The sequence below is a fragment of the Streptomyces sp. NBC_00647 genome (assembly GCF_045207245.1).
Lineage (GTDB): Bacteria > Actinomycetota > Actinomycetes > Streptomycetales > Streptomycetaceae > Streptomyces.
This window is the reverse complement of the sequence record NZ_CP109040.1, coordinates 1,322,922-1,343,147: the sequence shown is the minus strand read 5'-3', so window position 1 is coordinate 1,343,147 and position 20,226 is coordinate 1,322,922. Positions and strand designations below refer to the sequence as shown.

General features: G+C 71.0%; 15 protein-coding genes and 2 pseudogenes. 11 read left to right on the top strand and 6 right to left on the bottom strand.

Annotated features, from left to right (window positions below; genetic code table 11):
* The 7 genes from OG788_RS05960 (at position 1) to OG788_RS05930 (ending at position 7,249) form a co-directional block, all read left to right on the top strand.
* The gene (locus OG788_RS05960; RefSeq protein WP_406369408.1) at positions 1-789 is read left to right on the top strand and encodes a PIG-L deacetylase family protein; all 789 of its coding nucleotides are present in this window, start codon (positions 1-3) and stop codon (positions 787-789) included.
* Positions 786-1,496: a 4-carboxy-4-hydroxy-2-oxoadipate aldolase/oxaloacetate decarboxylase gene (locus tag OG788_RS05955; RefSeq protein ID WP_351541972.1), complete on the top strand. Its 711-nt coding sequence runs from the start codon at positions 786-788 to the stop codon at positions 1,494-1,496. Before OG788_RS05960 ends, OG788_RS05955 begins: the two co-directional genes overlap by 4 nt.
* Positions 1,493-2,581, top strand: coding sequence for a 4-oxalomesaconate tautomerase (locus OG788_RS05950; protein WP_406369407.1), 1,089 nt, complete (start codon positions 1,493-1,495; stop codon positions 2,579-2,581). The genes OG788_RS05955 and OG788_RS05950 overlap by 4 nt, the downstream gene beginning before the upstream one ends.
* 11 nt (positions 2,582-2,592) lie before the next feature.
* Positions 2,593-3,543: a catechol 2,3-dioxygenase gene (locus tag OG788_RS05945; protein WP_266755330.1), complete on the top strand. Its 951-nt coding sequence runs from the start codon at positions 2,593-2,595 to the stop codon at positions 3,541-3,543.
* 423 nt (positions 3,544-3,966) lie between these two features.
* Positions 3,967-5,295: an MFS transporter gene (locus OG788_RS05940; protein WP_406369406.1), complete on the top strand. Its 1,329-nt coding sequence runs from the start codon at positions 3,967-3,969 to the stop codon at positions 5,293-5,295.
* A 199-nt stretch (positions 5,296-5,494) separates the two neighbouring features.
* A complete protein-coding gene (locus tag OG788_RS05935; protein ID WP_406369405.1) occupies positions 5,495-6,265 on the top strand; it encodes a GNAT family N-acetyltransferase in 771 nt (256 codons plus the stop codon).
* A gap of 72 nt (positions 6,266-6,337) precedes the next feature.
* Positions 6,338-7,249: an NAD-dependent epimerase/dehydratase family protein gene (locus tag OG788_RS05930; RefSeq protein WP_406369404.1), complete on the top strand. Its 912-nt coding sequence runs from the start codon at positions 6,338-6,340 to the stop codon at positions 7,247-7,249.
* 136 nt (positions 7,250-7,385) lie between these two features.
* Here OG788_RS05930 and OG788_RS05925 read toward each other — a convergent pair whose 3' ends face one another.
* Together OG788_RS05925 and OG788_RS05920 are read right to left on the bottom strand one after the other, a co-directional pair.
* Positions 7,386-8,267, bottom strand: coding sequence for a GNAT family N-acetyltransferase (locus tag OG788_RS05925; protein ID WP_406369403.1), 882 nt, complete (start codon positions 8,265-8,267; stop codon positions 7,386-7,388).
* Between the two features lie 196 nt (positions 8,268-8,463).
* The gene (locus tag OG788_RS05920; protein WP_351541966.1) at positions 8,464-8,727 is read right to left on the bottom strand and encodes a GlsB/YeaQ/YmgE family stress response membrane protein; all 264 of its coding nucleotides are present in this window, start codon (positions 8,725-8,727) and stop codon (positions 8,464-8,466) included.
* 87 nt (positions 8,728-8,814) lie between these two features.
* On the opposite strand from OG788_RS05920, the pseudogene OG788_RS05915 reads away from it, so the two are divergent.
* Positions 8,815-8,970, top strand: a pseudogene (locus tag OG788_RS05915) (hydrolase); the annotation flags it as partial.
* Here the strand turns inward: OG788_RS05915 and OG788_RS05910 are convergent.
* Entirely contained in the window at positions 8,951-10,885 is a 1,935-nt protein-coding gene (locus tag OG788_RS05910) for a recombinase family protein (RefSeq protein ID WP_406369402.1), read from the bottom strand. The pseudogene OG788_RS05915 and the gene OG788_RS05910 sit on opposite strands and share 20 nt — an antisense overlap.
* Before the next feature lie 115 nt (positions 10,886-11,000).
* Between OG788_RS05910 and OG788_RS05905 the strand changes: the two are divergent.
* A pseudogene (locus OG788_RS05905) lies at positions 11,001-11,740 on the top strand (hydrolase); the annotation flags it as partial.
* A 63-nt stretch (positions 11,741-11,803) separates the two neighbouring features.
* On the opposite strand, the gene OG788_RS05900 reads toward OG788_RS05905, so the two are convergent.
* Positions 11,804-14,530, bottom strand: coding sequence for a glycosyl hydrolase 2 galactose-binding domain-containing protein (locus OG788_RS05900; RefSeq protein WP_406369401.1), 2,727 nt, complete (start codon positions 14,528-14,530; stop codon positions 11,804-11,806).
* A gap of 190 nt (positions 14,531-14,720) precedes the next feature.
* Complete coding sequence (locus tag OG788_RS05895; RefSeq protein ID WP_406376680.1) at positions 14,721-15,902, bottom strand: ROK family protein; 1,182 nt, start codon at positions 15,900-15,902, stop codon at positions 14,721-14,723.
* Between the two features lie 209 nt (positions 15,903-16,111).
* On the opposite strand from OG788_RS05895, the gene OG788_RS05890 reads away from it, so the two are divergent.
* Complete coding sequence (locus tag OG788_RS05890; RefSeq protein WP_406369400.1) at positions 16,112-17,566, top strand: APC family permease; 1,455 nt, start codon at positions 16,112-16,114, stop codon at positions 17,564-17,566.
* A 280-nt stretch (positions 17,567-17,846) separates the two neighbouring features.
* Here OG788_RS05890 and OG788_RS05885 read toward each other — a convergent pair whose 3' ends face one another.
* Positions 17,847-18,419 (bottom strand): GNAT family N-acetyltransferase, encoded by a 573-nt coding sequence (locus tag OG788_RS05885; protein ID WP_406369399.1) that lies wholly within the window; start codon positions 18,417-18,419, stop codon positions 17,847-17,849.
* A gap of 154 nt (positions 18,420-18,573) precedes the next feature.
* Between OG788_RS05885 and OG788_RS05880 the strand changes: the two genes are divergently transcribed.
* The gene (locus OG788_RS05880; RefSeq protein WP_406369398.1) at positions 18,574-20,109 is read left to right on the top strand and encodes an AMP-binding protein; all 1,536 of its coding nucleotides are present in this window, start codon (positions 18,574-18,576) and stop codon (positions 20,107-20,109) included.
* The last annotated feature ends 117 nt before the right edge of the window (positions 20,110-20,226 follow it).

The window sequence follows — 20,226 nt, the reverse complement described above, 5'->3', positions numbered from 1 at the left end:
ATGACGCACGGCAACGCGCCCGCCGCCCCCGAACCCTCGGACCCGCCCGAGCGAGAGGGGCGCTCAGCACGGTCGACCCTGGTCGTCACCGCGCACGCCGGAGACTTCGTGTGGCGGGCCGGGGGAGCCATCGCCCTGGCCGCCTCCCGGGGCGAGAAGGTCACCATCGCCTGTCTGACCTTCGGCGAGCGCGGTGAGTCCGCCAAGGCCTGGCGCGAGGGAAAGAAGCTCGACGAGATCAAGGCGATACGCCGCGAGGAGGCCGAGAAGGCCGCCGCCACGCTCGGCGCCGAGGTCCGCTTCTTCGACGCGGGCGACTACCCGCTGACCGCCACGGCCGAGCTCAACGACCGGCTGGTGACGGTCTATCGCGAGACCCAGCCGGACGTCGTGCTCACGCACCCGACCGAGGACCCGTACAACGGCGACCACCCGGCCGCCAACCGCATGGCGCTCGAGGCCCGTGTCCTCGCCCAGGCCATCGGCTATCCCGGCGAGGGCGAGATCATCGGCGCCCCGCCCGTCTTCTACTTCGAACCCCACCAGCCCGAGATGAGCGGCTTCAGGCCCGAGGTGCTCCTCGACATCACCGAGGTGTGGGAGACCAAGCGCAAGGCGATGGAGTGCCTCGGCGCCCAGCAGCATCTGTGGGACTACTACACCGACCTCGCCGTGCGCCGCGGGGTGCAGCTCAAGCGCAACGCCGGTCCCAATCTGGGCCTGGCCCACAAGACCATGGCCGAGGCGTTCATGCGTCCCTACCCGCAGATCGCGAAGGAGCTGGCATGAGCGGCGTGATCGTCACCGGCCCGCCCAAGGCGGACGCGAAGGACGTCGAGGCGATCGCCGGATACGGCACCGCGACCGTGCACGAGGCGATGGGCCGCACCGGCCTGCTCGGTACGCGTCTGCGCCCCATCCAGCAGGGCACCCGTGTCGCGGGCACCGCGGTCACGGTCCTGTCCTGGCCCGGCGACAACCTCATGATCCACGCCGCCGTCGAGCAGTGCGGCGAGGGCGACATCCTGGTGGTCACCACCACCTCGCCGTCCACCGACGGCATGTTCGGGGAGCTGTTCGCCACCGCGCTGCACCGGCGCGGCGTGCGCGGTCTGGTCATCGACGCCGGTATCCGGGACACCGCCGAACTGCGCGAGATGGGCTTTCCCGCCTGGTCCGCCGCGGTCAGCCCGCAGGGCACCGTGAAGGCGACCGGCGGTTCCGTCAACGTACCGGTGGTCCTCGGCGGCCAGATCGTCCGGCCCGGCGACGTGATCCTCGCCGACGACGACGGCGTGGTGTGTGTGCCGCGCGAGGACGCCCGCCGGGTCGCCGAGGCGTCCGAGGCCCGCGAGCGGAAGGAGGCGCTGGCCCGCGCCGCCTTCCTCGAAGGCGAACTCGGCCTGGACCGCTACGGATTGCGCGAGACCCTCGTACGCCTGGGCGTGACGTACACGTCGTACGACGAGTACGTACGGGACGGAGCCGCGCCGTGAGCGGGCCCGACGAGGTGCGCTGCATGCTCCTGCGCGGCGGTACCTCCAAGGGTGCCTACTTCCTGGCCGAGGACCTGCCCGCCGACGCCGCCGAACGCGACGACCTCCTGCTGCGCGTGATGGGCAGCCCCGACCCGCGTCAGATCGACGGCCTGGGCGGCGCCCACCCGCTGACCAGCAAGGTGGCCGTGATCTCGGTCTCCGCGGACCCCGCGGCCGACGTCGACTACCTGTTCCTCCAAGTCGCCGTCGACCGGGCGGAAGTGTCGGACCGTCAGAACTGCGGCAACATCCTCGCCGGGGTCGGGCCGTTCGCCGTCGAACGCGGACTGGTCGAGCCCGGGGAGGGGCGCACCTCGGTACGCGTCCGCATGGTCAACTCCGGGGACCTCGCGGTCGCGTGCTTCCCCACCGAGGGCGGGCGCGTGGTCTACACGGGCTCCGCCGGGATCTCCGGGGTGCCCGGGACCGCCGCTCCGGTGGTGATCGAGTTCCCGCGGGGGAGCAGCCCGCTGCTGCCCACCGGCCACGCCTGGGACATCGTCGCCGACACCCCGGTGACCTGCGTGGACAACGGCATGCCGACCGTGCTGATCGCCGCGTCCTCGCTGGGTGTCACCGGGTACGAGGCCCCCAAGGACCTGGAGGAGGATCTGACGCTGGCCGACCGGCTCCGCGAGATCCGCCTGGAGGCGGGCAAGCGGATGGGTCTCGGGGACGTCGAGAACGCCACCGTGCCCAAGCTGACCCTGCTCGCGCCGCCACGGGACGGCGGTGCCGTCATGACCCGCACCTTCATCCCGGTGCGCTGCCACACCTCCATCGGCGTCCTGGGCGCCGCCGGCGTCGCCGCCGGGCTGCGCGTGGAGGGCGGTGTCGGGCACACCGTGGCCCGCCCGCCCGAACACGGGGACCGGCTGCGCATCGAACACCCCACCGGATTCCTCGACATCGAAGCCGGTGTCGAGTACGGCCCCGGGGGCGCCGCGCCCGTGGCCCGGCGCACAGCCGTCGTCCGCACCGCACGCAAGATCTTCGACGGCACGGTCTTCCCCCGGCCGGCCGGAGCCGCACTTCAACCCTGAGGAGGCCCCCCATGGCCCCGCCGCTCGGCGACATCGCCCACCTCGGGCACGTCGAACTGCTCACCCCCGACCTGGACGCCAGCGTCCGGTTCTTCACGGACTACCTCGGCCTGACCGAGAACGGCCGTTCCGGGGACTCCGTCTATCTGCGGACCTGGGACGACTACGAGCACCACAGCCTGACCCTCACCGCCCATACGACCTCGGGCATCCGCCGCACCGCCCTGCGCGCCTCCAGCGAGGAGGCCCTCCAGCGCCGGGTCAAGGAGATCGAGAGCGCCGGCCGCGAGGGCCGCTGGGTGAACGACGAGCCGGGTCTCGGCCCGGTCTACGTCACCACCGACCCCGACGGTCACGAACTCGCCCTGTACTGGGAGAGCGAGTGGTATCAGGCGCCGGACCATCTCAAGCCCGGTCTGAAGAACCAGCCGCAGGCCAAGCCCGGCCACGGGGTCGGCGTACGACGCCTGGACCACGTGAACTTCCTCGCCTCCGACGTCGCCTCCAACGGAGACTTCGTCCGTGACGCGCTCGGGGCCCGCCCGACCGAGCAGATCCAGCTCGACAGCGGCAGGATCGCCGCCCAGTGGCTGACCTTCAGCAGCAAGTCGTACGACATCGTGTACACGGAGGACTGGACGGGTTCGAGCGGGCGCCTGCACCACATCGCGTTCGCCACGGACACCCGCGAGGACATCCTGCGCGCCGCCGACCTCGCCATCGACACCGGTGTGTTCATCGAGACCGGCCCGCACAAGCACGCCATCCAGCAGACGTTCTTCCTGTACGTCTACGAACCCGGCGGCAACCGCATCGAGCTGTGCAACCCGCTCACCCGACTCGTCCTCGCCCCCGACTGGCCCCTGGTCACGTGGACCGAGAACGAGCGGAAGAAGGGCCAGGCCTGGGGTCTCAAGACCATCGAGTCCTTCCACACCCATGGCACGCCGCCGATCGGCTGACCGGCCCCCTCGGCGGCCGACCGTCGGCTGATCAACGCCCGCGGCCGCCGTGTGCCGGCAGGCCCAGGCCTGTGCCGGGTCCCGTCGGCTCGCCCCCCCCGTGACGGCTCCCCATCGGCCGGAGCGCGGGTCACCGCTGCCCGTCGGCCGATCGGCCGAGCGGCGAGTTCCAGCCGGCACGCGGATGCGGGCGGCACCGGACCGGGTGCCGCCCGCACCCCTTTTCACCTGCTTCTCAGGCTCCTGTGGGACCGTCCCGGAGGGTGGCCGGATTGTTTCGTGGATTGTTGACAAAAGCGTTGACACTCTGCGAGTTCACTCCTTAGCGTCTGTCGCACCATCGGGTCAGCCGCACGAGCCGCGTCGACCCGCATCCCCGATCCCCTTCCAGGGCCCACGCCTCCTGGACGAGAGGAAACAACGATGTCCTCCTCCCTCGCCCTGCCCGCTCGCGGCGGCGGCAGACTGGCCGCGACAGTCGTCGGCCTCTGCTGGCTGGTCGTCCTCTTCGACGGCCTCGACATGTTCATCTACGGCTCCGTGCTGCCGCACATGCTGGAGACGAAGGCACTCGGCATCGACCCCGGCAAGGCCGGCGACGTCGGCTCCTACGCCACCTTCGGCATGCTGATCGGCGCCCTGTCCTCCGGCACCGTCAGTGACTGGGTCGGCCGCAAGAAGACGATCGTCTGGTCGACCGCCGTGTTCTCGCTCGCCTCGGCGGTCTGCGCCTCCGCCTCGAGCCTGGGCGTCTTCAGCCTCGGCCGCTTCCTGGCGGGCCTCGGCCTCGGCGGCCTGCTGCCGAGCGCGATCACCATGGTCACCGAGTACGCCCCGCGGGGCCGTCGAGCCCTGATCGTGGGCTCGCTGATGACCGCCCACCAGGCCGGCGGCATCGTCGCCGGATTCGTGGCGCTCGGGACGGGCGACTGGCGTGTCTCCTTCTGGATCTGTGTGCTGCCGCTGTTCATCGGGGTGCCGCTGGCGGCCAGGTTCCTGCCGGAGTCGATGGCCTTCCTGCAGGCCAAGGGCCGTACCGAGGAGGCCCGGGTGCTCGCCGACCGCTACGGCGTCGACCTCGCCGCCCGCGCCGAGAAGCGCCAGGCCGCGGCCGACCGCTTCAGCGCCCTCACCGACCTGTTCCGCGGTGGCCGGTGGGCCCAGACCCTGCTCTTCTGGATCGCGTCCTTCGGCGGTCTCCTGCTCGTCTACGGCGTATCGCAGTGGCTGCCCTCGCTGATGAAGGCCAACGGCTACAACCTCGGGTCCTCGATCGGCTTCGTCATCGTCATCAACCTCGGCGGCATCGTCGGCATGCTGGTCGGCGGCCGCCTCACCGACAAGTTCGGCGGCTCGCTCATCTCCGCCATCTGGTTCGGCGCCACCGCCGTCGGGATCTACTCCCTCAGCTTCAAGATGCCGCTGCCCCTCACCTACACCGTCGTCTTCCTGACCGGCATGTTCCTCTTCAGCGCCCAGGCGATGATCTACGCCACCGTGGCGCACCGCTCCGAGGACGACAACCGCGCCACCGCGGTCGGCTGGACCTCGGGCATGGGCCGCTTCGGCGCCGTCTTCGGTCCCTGGCTCGGCGGCCAGCTGCTCGCCACCGGCTCGACCACCGCGGGCTTCACCGCCTTCGCCCTCGCGGGCGTCTTCTCCCTGGTGTTCGTCAGCCTGACCGGCCTGCGCCGCGTCCAGGTGGCGCCCCCGAGCCCCGTGCAGCACCAGGAGCTGACCGCCACCGGCTGATCGGGGCGACATGGAACCGGCGCCCGGGCGGGGCCTGATGAAGGGTCCGCCCGGGCGCTCTCGTGTCCGGGGCCGCGGCGGCCGGGCGGGGGCACCCGTCACGGCGGGCGCCGCCGCCCGGCCCCCGGTGACCGCCCCGACCGCCGAAGGGCCACTTATTCCCGTTGCCCCGTTCGTCCAGGGGTGCTGGAGTGAGCCCATGGATCACGTTGCGGTACTCGCCCTGTTCGACCGGGACATGCGGGAAGGCGCGCGGCCCGACGCGCCGGGCGCCCGGGTGGAGCGTGTCGACAAGGTGGTGCGCCAGGTCGGGGCCGACAAGGGCTGGAACGGCGTGCTCTGGTCCGACCTGGACGAGACGAACGCCGACGCGGCCATCGCCGGGCAGGTGCGGTTCTTCTCCGGGCTCGGGGGAGGCTTCGAGTGGAAGCTGTACGGCCACGACCGGCCGGAGGACCTGGGGCAGCGGCTGCGGGCGGCGGGCTTCACCGCCCAGCCCGAGGAGACACTGATGATCGCCGAGCTGGGTGATCTGACCCTCGACGCCGAACCTCCCGAGGGCGTACGGCTGCTGCCGGTCACCGACCGCGCGGGCGTCGACCTCGTGGCCGACGTCCACGAGCAGGCCTTCGGCGGGGACAGCACCCGTCTGCGCCACCAACTGCTCGCCCAGCTCACGGGCGACACGGTCGTCGCCGTCGTGGCCCTCGCCGGCGACGTCCCCGTCAGCGCGGCCCGCATGGAACTCCTGCCGGGCGCCCGGTTCGCCGGACTGTGGGGCGGCGGCACCGTCGAGGCCTGGCGCGGCCGCGGCATCTACCGCGCCCTCGTCGCCCACCGCGCCCGTGTCGCCGCCGACCGCGGCTACCGCTACGTCCAGGTCGACGCCTCCAGCCAGAGCCGCCCCGTCCTCGCCCGGCTGGGCTTCCATCCCCTCACCACGACGACACCGTACTTCTACGAGGAGTGACGCCCGTCCCCGTCCGAGCGCAGCGGCCGGGGACGATGTCACATCCGCGCACACGCCATCCGTCGCATCGGCATGACGACGAACCAGAGCATTCTCCTGGCCGGCGCGAGCGGTGTTCTCGGCCGGCACATCACCCGGGCCCTGACAGAAGCGGGCCACCGGGTCACGGGTCTCGGCCGGAGCCCCGCCAACGACATCCAGGCCGATCTGATGGACCGCGACGCGCTGCTGCGGGCCGTCGACGGACAGCACTACGACACGGTCGTCCTGGCCGCGACCGCCCTGCGCAAGCCGCCCCTGCGCCACCGCGACATGCACGCGACCGACGCCCTGCGCACCGACGGCACCGCCCACCTCGTCGAGGCCGCGCGGGCCACCGGCGCACGCCGGCTGGTCGCCGAGTCGATGGTCTTCGGGTACGGATTCGGTGACCACGGGGACCATGTCGTCACCGAGGCCGACACCTTCGGGCCGCAAGGAGCCACGCCGCAACTGGAACGGCACATCGCGGCCATGCGCACCAAGGAGCGGCTCACCTTCGAGGCCACCGGCCTGGAGGGAGTCGCGCTCCGCTTCGGGCTCTTCTACGGCGCGGGCGGCACCGACGCCCTGCTGCCCATGCTGCGCAGGCGGCAGCTCCCCGTCGCCGACGACCACGGGCGGGTCCTGCCCTGGGTGGACCTCGCCGACGCGGCGCGCGCGGTGGCCGCCGCCGTGGAGCACGGCCGTCCCGGGGAGGCGTACAACGTGGCCGACCGGACCCCGCTGGGCTTCGCGGCCCATGTCCGGGCCGTGGCCCAGGAGTTCGGCCTGCCGAAGCCGATGACCGTACCGCTGTGGATGATGAGGCCCATGGCGTACGCGCACGTGATGATGCGGACGACGCTGCGGGTCTCCTCGGCGAAGGCGGAACGGGAGCTGGGCTGGACACCCGCGCACCCGTCCGCCTACGACGGTCTCGCCGCGTTGAAGGCGGCCGCCTGACTCCGGCGGCCTCCGGCAGGCCGCCCGATCCCGACCGGGGCCTCCGGCGGACGCCGTCGGGACCGCGAAGTCCGGGCACCCCGCCGCGACCGGGCTCGGACTCCACGCCCCCGGCACGCGTCCTGGCGAACGTGCCTCAGAGATCCATCCGGTACTCCACCTCACGGTGGGTGGGCCGGTAGCCGAGGGTGTCGTTGATGGCGATCATCGGCGCGTTGCTCTCGGCCGTGTCCGTCAACAGGCCTTCGAGCGCCGGGTACCGCAGTCGGGCCAGGCGGATCGACTCGGCCTTCATCCACAGCCCGAGGCCGTGGCCGCGGTGCTCGGGCAGGACTCCCGTTCCGTAGTGCTGGGCGTCGCCCCGGCCGTCGCCCGGCACGACGAGTTCCGAGAAGCCGGCGATCGAGCCGTCCGAGCGGTCCACCACGGCCACGGTGTGGAGCGCGTCGCCCCGCTTGAGAACGACCTCGGCCACCGCCACGACCCGCTCCACGTCCCAGACGTCGATCCCGTGATCGCTGTCTTCCATCGGCATGTCGTCCATGGCCCGCCGGGAATCGGCGTAGGTCTGCGCGAGCTCGGTCGGCACGACTCCGTCCCAGTGCGTCAACGCGTAACCCTGGTGCGGTCGTTCGGTGATCCGGGTGACGGCAGAGAGGTCGAGTTCGGTCAGCGCGAGCCGCGCGTACGTCAGGGACAGCGCCCGGCGGAACCCGCGCGCCGCGAGGAACCCGTCGCCGGGAGTGCCCACCGTGGCCCGGGACACCAGCGACCGTCGCCCCTCGCTTCGCGCGGCGGCCGCGGTGGCGTCCAGGAGGGCGCCGCCCACTCCCTTGCGCCGTTCGGCGGGATGTACGGCGATCTCCAGCTCGGCGAGGTGATCCAGACCCTCCCTGGTGAACAGCCGGAGGAACGCCGAGCCCACCGGGACCCCTTCGGTGTCCGAGGCCAGCCAGGCCAGACGCCGGCTCGACGTGGTGGATTCGGGATCGGTCAACGGTGTGATGCGTGGCGGCAAGGTCTCTCCGTGGCGTCGGACGTACGGGTGCGAAGCCCGCAGAACGTAGCCGCACGGGAGCCTCCTCCGCAACGCAATTCACCGGCCCCCGAGCCGCACGGAAAGGGGAACCGAACCTGCTCCGCAACGCGATTCACCGGTCCCGAGCCGCGGGGGAGCCCCGAGGCGAAGGCGGCTGCCGGTCGGCCTCGGTCGCTCAGCGGCGCGCCCTCGACCGGTCCAGTGCGGCGACGCCCAGTGCGGCGAGGCCGATCTGGATGAGCCACTCGATCCAGTCGACGCCCTTGGTGTCGGCGACGCCGAACGCGGCGGCGACCCCCGACCCGATGAACGCGGCCACGATGCCGACCGCGATCGTCCACAGGATGCCGATGCGCTGGCGGCCCGGCACCACGAGCCGGCCCAGCACACCGATGATGATGCCGATGAGGATGGCACTGATGATGCCCGAGATCTCCATCTCCGCCCCTCTTGGTCGGTCCCCCGCTGCTATGTATCTGCCCCCTCCGGGCGGAGCCAGTCCGCTCCCGCGCGGGCACTCGTGACGGGCGTGGCCCTGCAGAAGACGGGCAACTACAGCCTCAAGACGCTGCCTTCGGGTTCCAGCCTCACCTATGGCGGTACGGCCGCGACCGATCTGTCGAACCTCGACGAGCTGGTGCTGCCCGAACCCAACACGTTGTTCACCACGGCCGAGAAGACCCTTCAATCGGATCCAGGTTGGTGAACAGATCCTGCGTGATCTTGCCGCGCACCTTGAGCTGCGGAATCACGGGCGCCTGATAGACCGGCGCACCCTCGCTCCGTGCCAGCAGCACGGGCATCATCAGTTCCCAGGCGCCGGAGTTGAACCAGAGCCCCTGAGCCCGCTTCAGGCTCGACTTCGAGACCCCGAAGGCGCCGTCCAGCTCCTCCCAGGTGGTTCCAGAGCGGAGCCGGTGGAGCATCGCCCGCAGGGCCTCACGGAGGTCGTAGCGGCCCTTGAGTAGGTCCGGGTCGACGTCCAGAAGGACGTCCTGGACCTGCCCCCACGCAGTGTCGTCCGGGTCGTCCGGCACGGGCGTAGCGCTCTCCGCATGCCAGGCCGTGACCGAACAGCGCCTCCCGCTGCGGCGGGCGAACCGGTGCTCTTCAGGAGTCACTTCGATGCCGAACATGTCGAACACCTCGGCCTGCTTGTCGAGATCCAGTGTGTGCATGCGGCCTTTGGCCTTCTTGATCAGCTCCACCATGTCCTTGGCCCGCACCTGGGCCGAGTCGTACTCGGCCAGCCAGGCCTCCGTCTCGGTGAGAGAGGCACGCAGTGCCTCCAGCTCCATGTTCAGCTCGTCCGTGGCTTCCTTGACAGCCTCTTCATCGAGACCGAGAAGGGCCGCGTGCTTGAACGCGTTCTTCAGTGCCCTCTGGCGCTCGTCCGCCTGCCTGCGCAGCGACTCGGCCCGCTCGATGTACGCGACCTGACTGCCGGGGAGACCCGCGGCCCACTCCTCGGCCAGCTGGCGCAGCCGCTCGGGCTGCTCCAGGAAGGCGCTCAGCTCGCCCCAGACTGCCGTTTCCACGGCCTGGGCCTCCAGGTAGCTGTCACCGCACGGCGTGGCGTCTGCGACGCCCTGGCAGCGGTACATGCGCGTCCCGTCGGGACGTCCGGCGCCGACGTACGTCTTCCCGCACGAGCCGTTGATGTGGTGGCTCAACGGGTACTTGTCGCTGGCCCGCTTCTCGCGGCCCCGGTCCTCCAGAGCCTTGGCCAGAGATCCGGCGCGATCCTCGGAGAGGATCCGCGGTACCGGCAGAGCGACGGTCGGCCCGTACAGGGGCTGTCCGTCACCGTCCAGCTTGGTCTTCGTGCTGCCGTCCGTCTTGCGGAAGTAGACCTTGCCCTCCAGGAGATGGCTGCTGCTCAGCAGCCGGTCCACGCTGGCACAGTCCCACTCCTTTCCCGAACGGCGCCTGTCGCCGGCTTCGCTGAGCCGGCGGCCCGTCTCCTCCTTGGAATGGCCGTCGTCCAGGAAGAGGGCCACGGCCCGGTTGACGACCTGGACTTCGTCCTCGTGGAGGACCACCACGGCGTCCTTGCCCTTGCCCTGGAGGGCCAGACCGTACGGCGTGACCCCCGAGGGCCAGCCGCCCTCGGTCAGCTTGCGGTCCCTTCCGCCCAGCGTGCGCTCCAGGATCAGCGTGTGCTCCAGCTCCGCCATGAAGGCGAGCAGGCTCATCATGATCCCGAACGTATCGTCGTCGGAGTCCAGCCGCCCGTCCGCGGTGAGCACGCGGACACCCAGGTCCTGGGTGTCGTACACCCAGCGGTGGATGTCCTTCATCGTGCGCCCGATGCGGTCGAGCTTGCCGAAGATGACGGAGTCGAAGGCGCCTGACCTGATCTGACGGTTCATGTCGTCCAGGTCCGGCCGGCTGGCCAGCTTCCCGGAAACGGCGCCATCGGTGAAGACCGTGACGTCGTAACCGCTCTTGAAGATGCCGTCCAGCTTGGTGCGGCAGAGGGATTCCTGGACCTCCAGGCCGTACCCCTCCAACTGCTGGGCGGTGGAGACCCGGAGGTACACCGCGACCCTCGGGCGGCTCTTGCGGCGGGGAGCGGGCAGGGTAGCTTTGCGCATGTCAGTCCTCTCGCGACTGGCCACGTGATCCCGGGAGGGCCTCAGAAACGCTCCCGGGATCACTGGTGTGGTGGCAGCTTAGGCGGCGTCCTCACCGAAGAGGACTTCCAGCAGCGAGGGCCTGCTCTACCGACCGGCTACTCCGGAAACACCGGCGCGTTCTTCGCGACGAGCACCTTCGGCAGCGGCAAGGTCGCCTTCTGGGGTGACAGTTCACCGATCGACGACGGCACCGGCCAGTCCGGCAACACGCTGTACGACGGCTGGAACGACACCGGCGCCACCAATGCCGCGCTCGCCCTCAACGCCACCGACTGGCTCGCGGGTACGAGCAGCGGCGGTGGTGGCGGTGGTGGCGGTGGTGGCGGTGGTGGCGGCACGTGCACGGCTGCCCAGTTGCTCGCCAACCCCGGCTTCGAGTCCGGCAGCACGTCCTGGACTGCCACCAGCGGTGTGATCACCAACAGCTCGAGCGAGGCGGCCCGTACCGGCTCGTACAAGGCGTGGCTCAACGGCTACGGCTCCGCCAACACCGACACGCTCTCCCAGGCTGTGACCATCCCCTCGGGCTGCTCGGCCACCCTGAGCTTCTACCTGCACGTGGACACGGCCGAGACGACCACGAGCACGGCCTACGACACCCTCAAGGCCCAGGTCGTCAACAGCGGCGGCACCGTGCTGTCGACCCTCGCCACGTACTCGAACCTGAACGCCGCCTCCGGGTACACGCAGCGCACGTTCAGCCTCGGCACCACCTACGCCGGGCAGACGGTCACGATCAAGTTCACCGGCGTCGAGGGCTCCACCCTCCAGACGTCGTTCGTCCTCGACGACGCCGCGCTCAACGTGAGCTGAGCACGAGCTGAGCACGAACCGGACGAGGGGCGGACCCGGGCCGGGCCCGCCCCTCGCGCCGTTCTACCGGGACCGGACCGTCCGCTCCGGGGTGTTCCACCCGGAGATCCGCACCCGGGGTGTGGCCCCGTGCAGATCGGCCGTCCGGTAGGTCGCCGTCACTGTCACCGACTCACCCGGCCACAGGCTGACCTGGTTGTCGGACCACCGCACCGGCAGCACCGGCCGGCCCTCGGCGTCGACGAGATGCGCGTCGGTCAGCAGCGAGGGTGTCCTCCCGGTCCCGTCGTTCCGCAGGGTGACCTTCGTCGTGGACGTCCCGCCGGAACCGGAGGAGGTCGACACCGAGGCCGAGACCGGCACCCGCGCCATGGAGCCGAGCCCCCTGAGGTCCGCGTAGCTCGTCGTCGGCGTGTAGTACCAGTCGGTGTTCGCCCAGTCGAGGGTGTCAGGCCGGGTCGACAGCCAGTAGACGTTCCGGCTGACCTCCTTGCCCCCGGCGTCGCTCAGGACCAGCCGTGCCAGATACGTCGTGGGGAGACCGCTCACCGAGGAAGGCACCGTGAGCGCGGTGGTGCGCGCCCCGTCGCCGCCCACGTTCACGCCGGTCGCCGTCCTGTCGTACTTCTGTGTGCCGTCGGTGCCGAAGAGCGTGACGCGTGCGGTGAGGCCGGACGCGCCCGCGTGCCGGTTGTTCACCACGACGACGGACCGGTTGTCGTACGAGTACTGGACGTGCAGGGGTTCGTTGGCCTTCTTCGCCCCGAAGTAGGCTCCACCCTGGTCGAGATGACGGTCCATCAACTGCCAGTGCAACGAGGTCCATCCACTGTTGAGCATCCAGTACACGACTCCGGTCGACGGCTCGGAGGCGTCGGTGGCGTTGCGCCCGTACGCCTCGAACTGGGCCCGCACGTTCTCGTACTGGGCGAGCTGCGCCTTGCGCACGTAGTCGGTGAGGCCGGTCGGTGCGCCGTAGCGGCCGGTCAGGGCGGCGTCGTAGATCTTGAGGGTGCCGAAGACCGGGGACGGCGAGCGGTGGTACTGCCTGACGTCCGGGTCCTTCCAGAGCGTGTCCAGCTCGGCGGGCGACATCATGCGGCGCAGGGTGTCGAGGGTGGGGATGTCGGGACCGGCACCGGTCTCGGAGTTGAATCCGGTGGCGCCGCCCTCGCGCTTGGCGTACCAGTAGCCCGGCGGGATCCAGTCGTAGGGTCCGGTCATCTTCATGCCCGAACTGCCGGACACGGGGGAGGACTTGTCGGATGCGGCGGCGGCCACCGGGGTCGGCCAGTCGGCCGCCTTCAGCGCGTCGAGGTAGTTCTTCTCGATCGTCGCGTCCGGGGCGAAGTCGCTGCCGATGAGGAAGGAGATGACGCTCGGGTGGTCGCGCAGCCGGGCGGCCTCCGCGGCCATCGACGCCTTGGCGACCGGATAGTCGGAAGCCGTCCACTTGTCACCGGTCTCGCTGCCGTTGACCTGCCCCTCCCACTTGTCGCAGCACTCCCAGCCGGGCAGGGTCAGAACGCCGTGGCGGTCGGCGAGGTCGAAGAACTCGTCCGGTTCGATGTGTCCTTCGAGGCGGACGGTGTTGAGGCCCAGGTCGAGGACGTACTTCAACCGGTCCTCGACATACCCGCGGTCCCAGCGCAGGAACTCGTCGGGGGACCAGCCGGCGCCCTTGACGAGCAGCCTGCGGCCGTTGATGCGGTACTGCCGGGCGCCGTCGGAGTTCAGGGGCGCCTTCACCTCGCGGATGCCGAAGTCCTCGTGCGCGGTGTCGGAGGGGGTGCCGGCGACGGATGCGGTCAGATCGAGGGCGTAGAGCGGCTGCCCGCCCATGCCCGCCGGCCACCACACCTTCGGTGACGTCAGGCGCAGTCCGGGGACGTCGGACGGTGAGAACGTGACCGCCCTCGTCTCGTGAGCCGCGAGCGGGACGGTCTTCGAGAAGGACACGGGGCCGATGCTTCCGGACACCGTGGCGGTGACGGCCGAGCCGGTCTCGTTGCGGGCCCGCGCCTTGACGGTGAGATCCGCGGAGCGGAGCGAGGGGACGTCGAGGGCGGTCACCACATGCGTGTCGCGCAGCGCGACCGGGCCGCCGCGGCGGACGAGGACGTCACGGACGATGCCCATGTTCTGGTCGGGTGGCGGCTGGAGCCAGTCGATCCAGCCCATGGTCAGGTTCTTGTTCGGGTCGTTGGGCCGGATACGGAAGGCGACCGTGTTCGTGCCCGCGCGCACCAGCGAGGTGATGTCCAGTTCGTGGTGCGTGTAGGCGCCGGTCACCTGGGCGGCGTCGGCGACCTGACGGCCGTTGACGTAGACGTCCGCCGCCGAGATCACCCCGCTGAAGTCCAGCCGGCTGCGCAGGGAGGTGTCGGCGACCGTGAAGTCCGAGCGGTACCACCAGGGCACGGCGAAGTCGGCCTTCGGGATCTTCGCCAGGTTGGTGGAGTAGAAGGGATCCGCGTACTTCCCGTTCGCGAGCAGCGCCGCGAGGACCGTGGAGCGGGAGCCGGCCGGGTACCAGTCGCTGGCCGGATAGCCGGGGCTGGAGACTTCGGCCGCCGGGTCGGAGACCGCTGCGGTGGACTGGATCGCGTACCCCGACAGTGCCGTGGTGCTGCCCGGCGCGGAGGCCACCGGCGTGACACGGACGTGCGGTCCGGCGGCCGTTCGGGGGTCGGGCCCGTCGGCCCACGCGCTCGCGGAGAGGGTGCACAGCAGGCCTAGGGCGACGGCGGCCGTGGCGAGACGCCGCCGGGAGGCAGGGCGGTGGAACACGGTGGTCTCCTTGGGAGGTGGGGGAGCATCCGCGCTTCGACACTGCAAGTTAGGAAACTTTACTAACTGGATCCACAAGCTAGGCCGCTGAGTTAGTCATGTCAATCACCAGCGGGGCGGGCCACCCCTGTCCGGCTCACGGGACGCGCCGTGCCCGAGCCGCGCCGGACGTCGAGCGTGCCGTCCCGGGTCAGGAGGCCGACCGGCGCTCGAACACCACATCGCGTGCCGTCCCCAGAGCCGTCGCCACCGCGCCGAGCAGCACCGCGTCCTCGCCCAGACGGCCGGGTGCGATCCGCGGGCGCAGGGGCGTGAGAGCTCGCAGGGTCTCGCGGACGGGCCGCAGCAGCAGATCGACGCTGTGGCCGACTCCGCCGCCCAGGACCACCAGATCGGGATCGAGCACCGCCGCCGCGGCCGCCACCGTGTGCGCGATCCGCTCGCCCTCCAGCCGGACCGCCTCGACCGCGGGCCCGTGTCCCTCCCGCGCCGCGTCGAAGACGGCCTTCGCGGTCAGCTGCCCGGTCATACCGAAGTGCCGGGCGGCTTCGACGACGGCCTCGCCGGACACCGCGTCCTCCAGCGTGTCGGGCTTCTGCCGGCCGGGCCACGGCAGGAAACCGATCTCGCCGGCCCCGCCGTGCGCGCCCGTGAACAGCCGTCCCTCGCTGACGACACCCATGCCGAGACCGGTGCCGATCATGATGTAGGCGAAGAGCCGGCTGCCGGCGCCGACCCCGTACGTGTACTCGCCGAGCGCCGCGAGGTTCGCGTCGTTGTGCACCTCCAGCGGGATGCCCAGCTCGTCGCGCATCCGGTCGAACAGACCCGCCCGCCCCCATCCGGGCAGGTGCATCGCGTACCGCACCCGGCGCCGCTCCTCGTCGTAGACACCCGGCGTGCCCACCACCGCGTGGGCCACCTCGTGCGCTCCGACACCGGAGTTGGCGACGACCTGGTGGGCGGTGGAGACCACGAGGTCCGCCATGGCCCCGGACGTGCGGGCGCGGTTGCGCACATCGGCGCGCGCCACCACCGCGCCGTCGAGGTCGGCCACCGCGACGCGCAGCCAGCTGCGGCCGATGTCGATGCCGAGCGCGTACCCGGCCGCGGGGTCGGGGGCGTACAGGACCGCGACCCGGCCGCGCTCGGGCGCGTGCGTCCCGACCTCGTGGACGAGTCCCGCCTCCTCCAGCGCGGCGAGCGCGCTGGAGACCGTCGGCTTGGACAGGCCCGTCTCGCGGGCGAGCTGGGCCCGTGAGGCGGCGCCACCGGTGCGCAGCCGGTCGAGGAGCAGACGCTCGTTGGTGCTGCGCAGCCGCCGGCGGTTCCAGGGCTGTTCGGGCTGCTCTGCGGGGTCGCTGGCGGGCATCGCACCATTCTCACTCATTCATGACGCCCCCTTGACGCATCTAGTAAGGCTCCTTAACTTTATCGCCCAGTCAGCCTCGCCGGGCGAACCGAGGGGAGCCCCGCGCCCGCCGGTCACCCGCCGCCCCTGCTCCGCCCTGATCCGTCGGCCGCCATCGAGGGCGGCCGTCCCCTCGTACCTCTCCCCGCGCCCTGTTCTGAGGAGGCCCCATGTCCGGTAGTCCGCCACCCACCGGCGGATTCGTCCGCCGCGTCGGCCTGTTCCAGGCCACCGCCATCAACATGAGCCAGATGTGCGGCATCGGGCCGTTCGTGACGATCCCGCTGATGGTCGCCGCGTTCGGCGGTCCGCAGGCGGTCATCGGCTTCGTCGCGGGGGCCCTGCTGGCCCTCGCCGACGGGCTCGTCTGGGCCGAGATGGGCGCGGCCATGCCCGGATCCGGCGGCAGTTACGTCTATCTGCGCCAGGCCTTCCAGTACCGCACCGGACGCCTGATGCCGTTCCTGTTCGTGTGGACGGCGATGCTCTTCATCCCGCTGATCATGTCCACCGGCGTGGTCGGCTTCGTCCAGTACCTGGGCTATCTGGCCCCCGACATGGGGGAGACCACAGGGGACCTCGTCGGACTCGGCATCGTCGCCCTGGTCGTCCTCCTGCTGTGGCGCGGGATCGAGCACATCGCGCGGATCACCGCCGTCATGTGGGCCGTGATGATCACCTCGGTCCTCCTGGTGATCGTCGCCGCGGCCACCGACTTCAGCGCCCACCTCGCCTTCACCTACCCGTCCGGCGCCTTCGAGCTGTCCGGCAGCCACTTCTGGGTCGGCTTCGCCGCGGGCCTGACCATCGGCATCTACGACTACCTCGGCTACAACACCACCGCGTACATGGGTGCCGAGATCAAGGACCCCGGCCGCACCCTGCCCCGTTCCGTCATCTACTCGATCCTCGGCATCATGGCGATCTACCTGCTGCTCCAGATCGGCACGCTCGGCGTCATCGACTGGCACCGGATGACGGACCCCGGCGACATCGCCTCCACCTCGGTGGCCTCCGCGGTCCTGGAGGAGACCTGGGGCAAGGGCGCCGCCGACACGGTCACCGTGCTCATCCTGATCACCGCGTTCGCCTCGGTCTTCACCGGGCTGCTGGGCGGGTCACGCGTGCCCTACGACGCCGCACGCGAACGCGTCTTCTTCCGTCCCTACGCCACACTGCACCCGAAGCATCGCTTCCCGACGCTGGGTCTCGCCACCATGGGTGTCATCACGGCGATCGGCTTCCTGATCGGCCGTCACACCGACCTTGCCACGCTCATCCAACTGCTGACCACGGTCATGGTGATCGTCCAGGCGCTGGCCCAGATCGTGGCCCTGTCGGTGCTGCGAAAGCGGCAGCCGGGGCTGCGCCGCCCGTACCGGATGTGGTTCTACCCCCTGCCGAGCTTCCTCGCGCTGGCCGGCTGGCTCACCATCTACGGATACGCGGACAAGAACTCCCCGGGCCGTCACCCCATCGAGTGGTCTCTGGCCTGGCTCGCTCTCGGCCTGGTCGCCTTCTTCGTCTGGGCACGTCTGGAGAAGGTGTGGCCGTTCGGCCCGAAGGAGGTCACCGAGGAGTATCTGACGGAGCCGGCTCCCGAGGCGGAGCGGGCCGGGGCGTGAGAGTGCGGGAGCTCCTGGACACCTGACGCCGGGGGCGCCCGCCCAGGGTCCCGCCGGGGGCGCCCGCCCAGGGTCCCGCCGGGGGCGCCCGCCGGGACCCGACTCCGGGGCGCGCGTGCTTCCCCGGACCCGCACGGCCCCCGCCCTGCCGCCGCGCCGCACTGCCCCCGCCCCGCCCAGGCGCAGCCCCTGCCCCACCGTCGGCCTCGGCCGACAGGCACGTGGCGGCGGGGGCCGCGCGCACCGTTCCGGCCACCGCCGGACCCGCCGGAGCATGGCCTCACCCGCGGAGCGGGCCGTCGTCCTCGAGATGGCTCCAGGTCCGCAGGACGACAACCCGGCCTTTCGCCGTACGGACGACGGGCTCGTCGGCGGCGAGTACGAAGCCCGCCGCCTTGGCGACCCCCTCGCTCGCGGTGTTCCCGTCCTCGATGCACAACACGATGCGCCGCCCGCCGACATGACGGCGCGCGAAGTCCACGACGAGCCGGACCGCCCGGGTCGCGAGCCCCCGGCCCCGGTACGCGGCCCCCACGCCGTAGGCGAGCTCGACGTCCCGCTCGTCGGCCGAGCCGTGGAACAGCAAGATCTCGCCCTCGGGCCGCTCACCGTCCGTGGTGATGGCCAGTTGCACGGCCCGCCCCTCGGTGCTCTTCTGCTCGGCCGCCGCGAGGTAGGCGAGCGCCGCCTCGGTGTCGAAGGGTGAGGCGACCGGAGTCCACCGGTCGATCTCGGGATCGTCGTAGAGCGCGACGAGATCCGCGACGTCGTCGTCGGACCACTCGCGCAGTTGCAGCCCCAGCCCGTCGATGCGCAGCGGCCCGGGAAAGTCGAACGTCGGTCGGCTGTCCATCGGACGATCCTGACGCGTGGAGCGGGTCGGGGCCAAGGGTGCCTCGCGGGACGGGGAGGCGGACACGCGGTCGAGGCCACTTGGGGCTTGTCCGGATGCGCGGGGGCGTGGCCAGGATAGAACTTGGACATCGTCCGATCGTCGGGAGGCCGTGATGTTCGTCCCCTTCGGGGCCCGTGATTTCCTGGACCGCGCCGTCACCGTGTACGGAGACCGCGTCGGCGTGGTCGACGAACCGGACCAGCCGGCCGAGCCCTGGGAGGGGCTGACGTACCGGCGCGTCGGGGAGCTCGCCAGAGCCCAGGCCGCCGGGCTCGACGCGCTGGGTGTCCCGCACGGCGCGCGCGTCGCCGTCGTCTCGCCCAACAGCGCCAGGCTGCTCACCTCGTTCTTCGGCGTCAGCGGGCACGGCCGGGTCCTCGTACCGGTCAACTTCCGTCTCACGGCCGACGAGGTGGGTTACATCGTCGACCACTCGGGCGCGAGCGTCCTGCTCGTCGACCCCGAACTGACGGACCGCTTCGCCGGGATCAGCTGCGAGCACCGGTTCACGCTCGGCGCCGCCGCCGACGCCGAGCTGTACCGCTTCGGCGCGGAACCCCGTCCCTGGCAGGCGGACGAGAACGCCACCGCCACGATCAACTACACCAGCGGAACGACGGCCCGCCCCAAGGGCGTCCAGATCACCCACCGCAACATCTGGGTCAACGCCGCGACCTTCGCCCTGCACGCGGGTGTCACCGACCGCGATGTGTATCTGCACACCCTGCCCATGTTCCACGCCAACGGCTGGGGAATGCCGTTCGCCATGGCGGGCCTGGGCGTTCGGCAGATCGCGCTGCGCAAGGTCGACGGGGCGGAGATCCTGCGCCGGGTGGCCGAGCACGGCGTGACCGTGATGTGCGCGGCGCCCGCCGTCGTGAACGCCGTGCTGGCCGCCGCCGAGTCGTGGGAGGGCGAGATCCCCGGCCGGGACCGGGTGCGCATCATCGTCGCCGGAGCGCCGCCGCCCACCAGGACCGTCGCACGCGTCGAGTCCCTGCTGGGCTGGGAGTTCATCCAGATCTACGGCCTCACCGAGACCTCGCCCCTGCTCACCGTCAACCGCACACGGTCCGAATGGGACGGCCTCGACCCGCAGGCCCGGGCCGAGAAACTGGTGCGCGCCGGTGCCCCCGCACTGGGCGTGACCCTGCGGACCTCCGGCGACGGCGAGATCCTCGCGCGCTCCAACGTCGTCCTCGAGGGGTACTGGGAGCAGCCGGCGGAGACCGAACGGGCGCTGGCCGACGGCTGGTTCCACACCGGCGACGGTGGATCGATCGGCGAGGACGGCTATCTGACGATCAGCGACCGCAAGAAGGACGTGATCATCACGGGCGGTGAGAACGTGTCCTCGATCGAGGTGGAGGACGCGCTCTTCAGCCATCCCGAGGTCGCCGAGGTCGCGGTGATCGGCGTTCCGCACGAGAAGTGGGGCGAGACCGTCAAGGCCCTGGTGGTCCTCGCGCCGGACGCGAAGACGACGGAGCAGGAGCTGATCCAGTACTGCAAGGAGCGCCTCGCCGGGTACAAGGCGCCGACCTCGGTCGAGTTCCGGAGCGGGCTTGCGCGGACGGCCACCGGCAAGCTCCAGAAGTACAAGCTGCGCGAGCCGTACTGGGAGGGCCACGACCGGGGCGTCAACTGACGTTCCGCTCGTCACCGTCACCTCCGCTCGTCACCGTCACCTCCGCCCGTCACCGTCACCGGCCGTCGTGCGAGTTCCCCGGCGTTTGACATGCAGGCAATTGCCTGCGTAACTTTG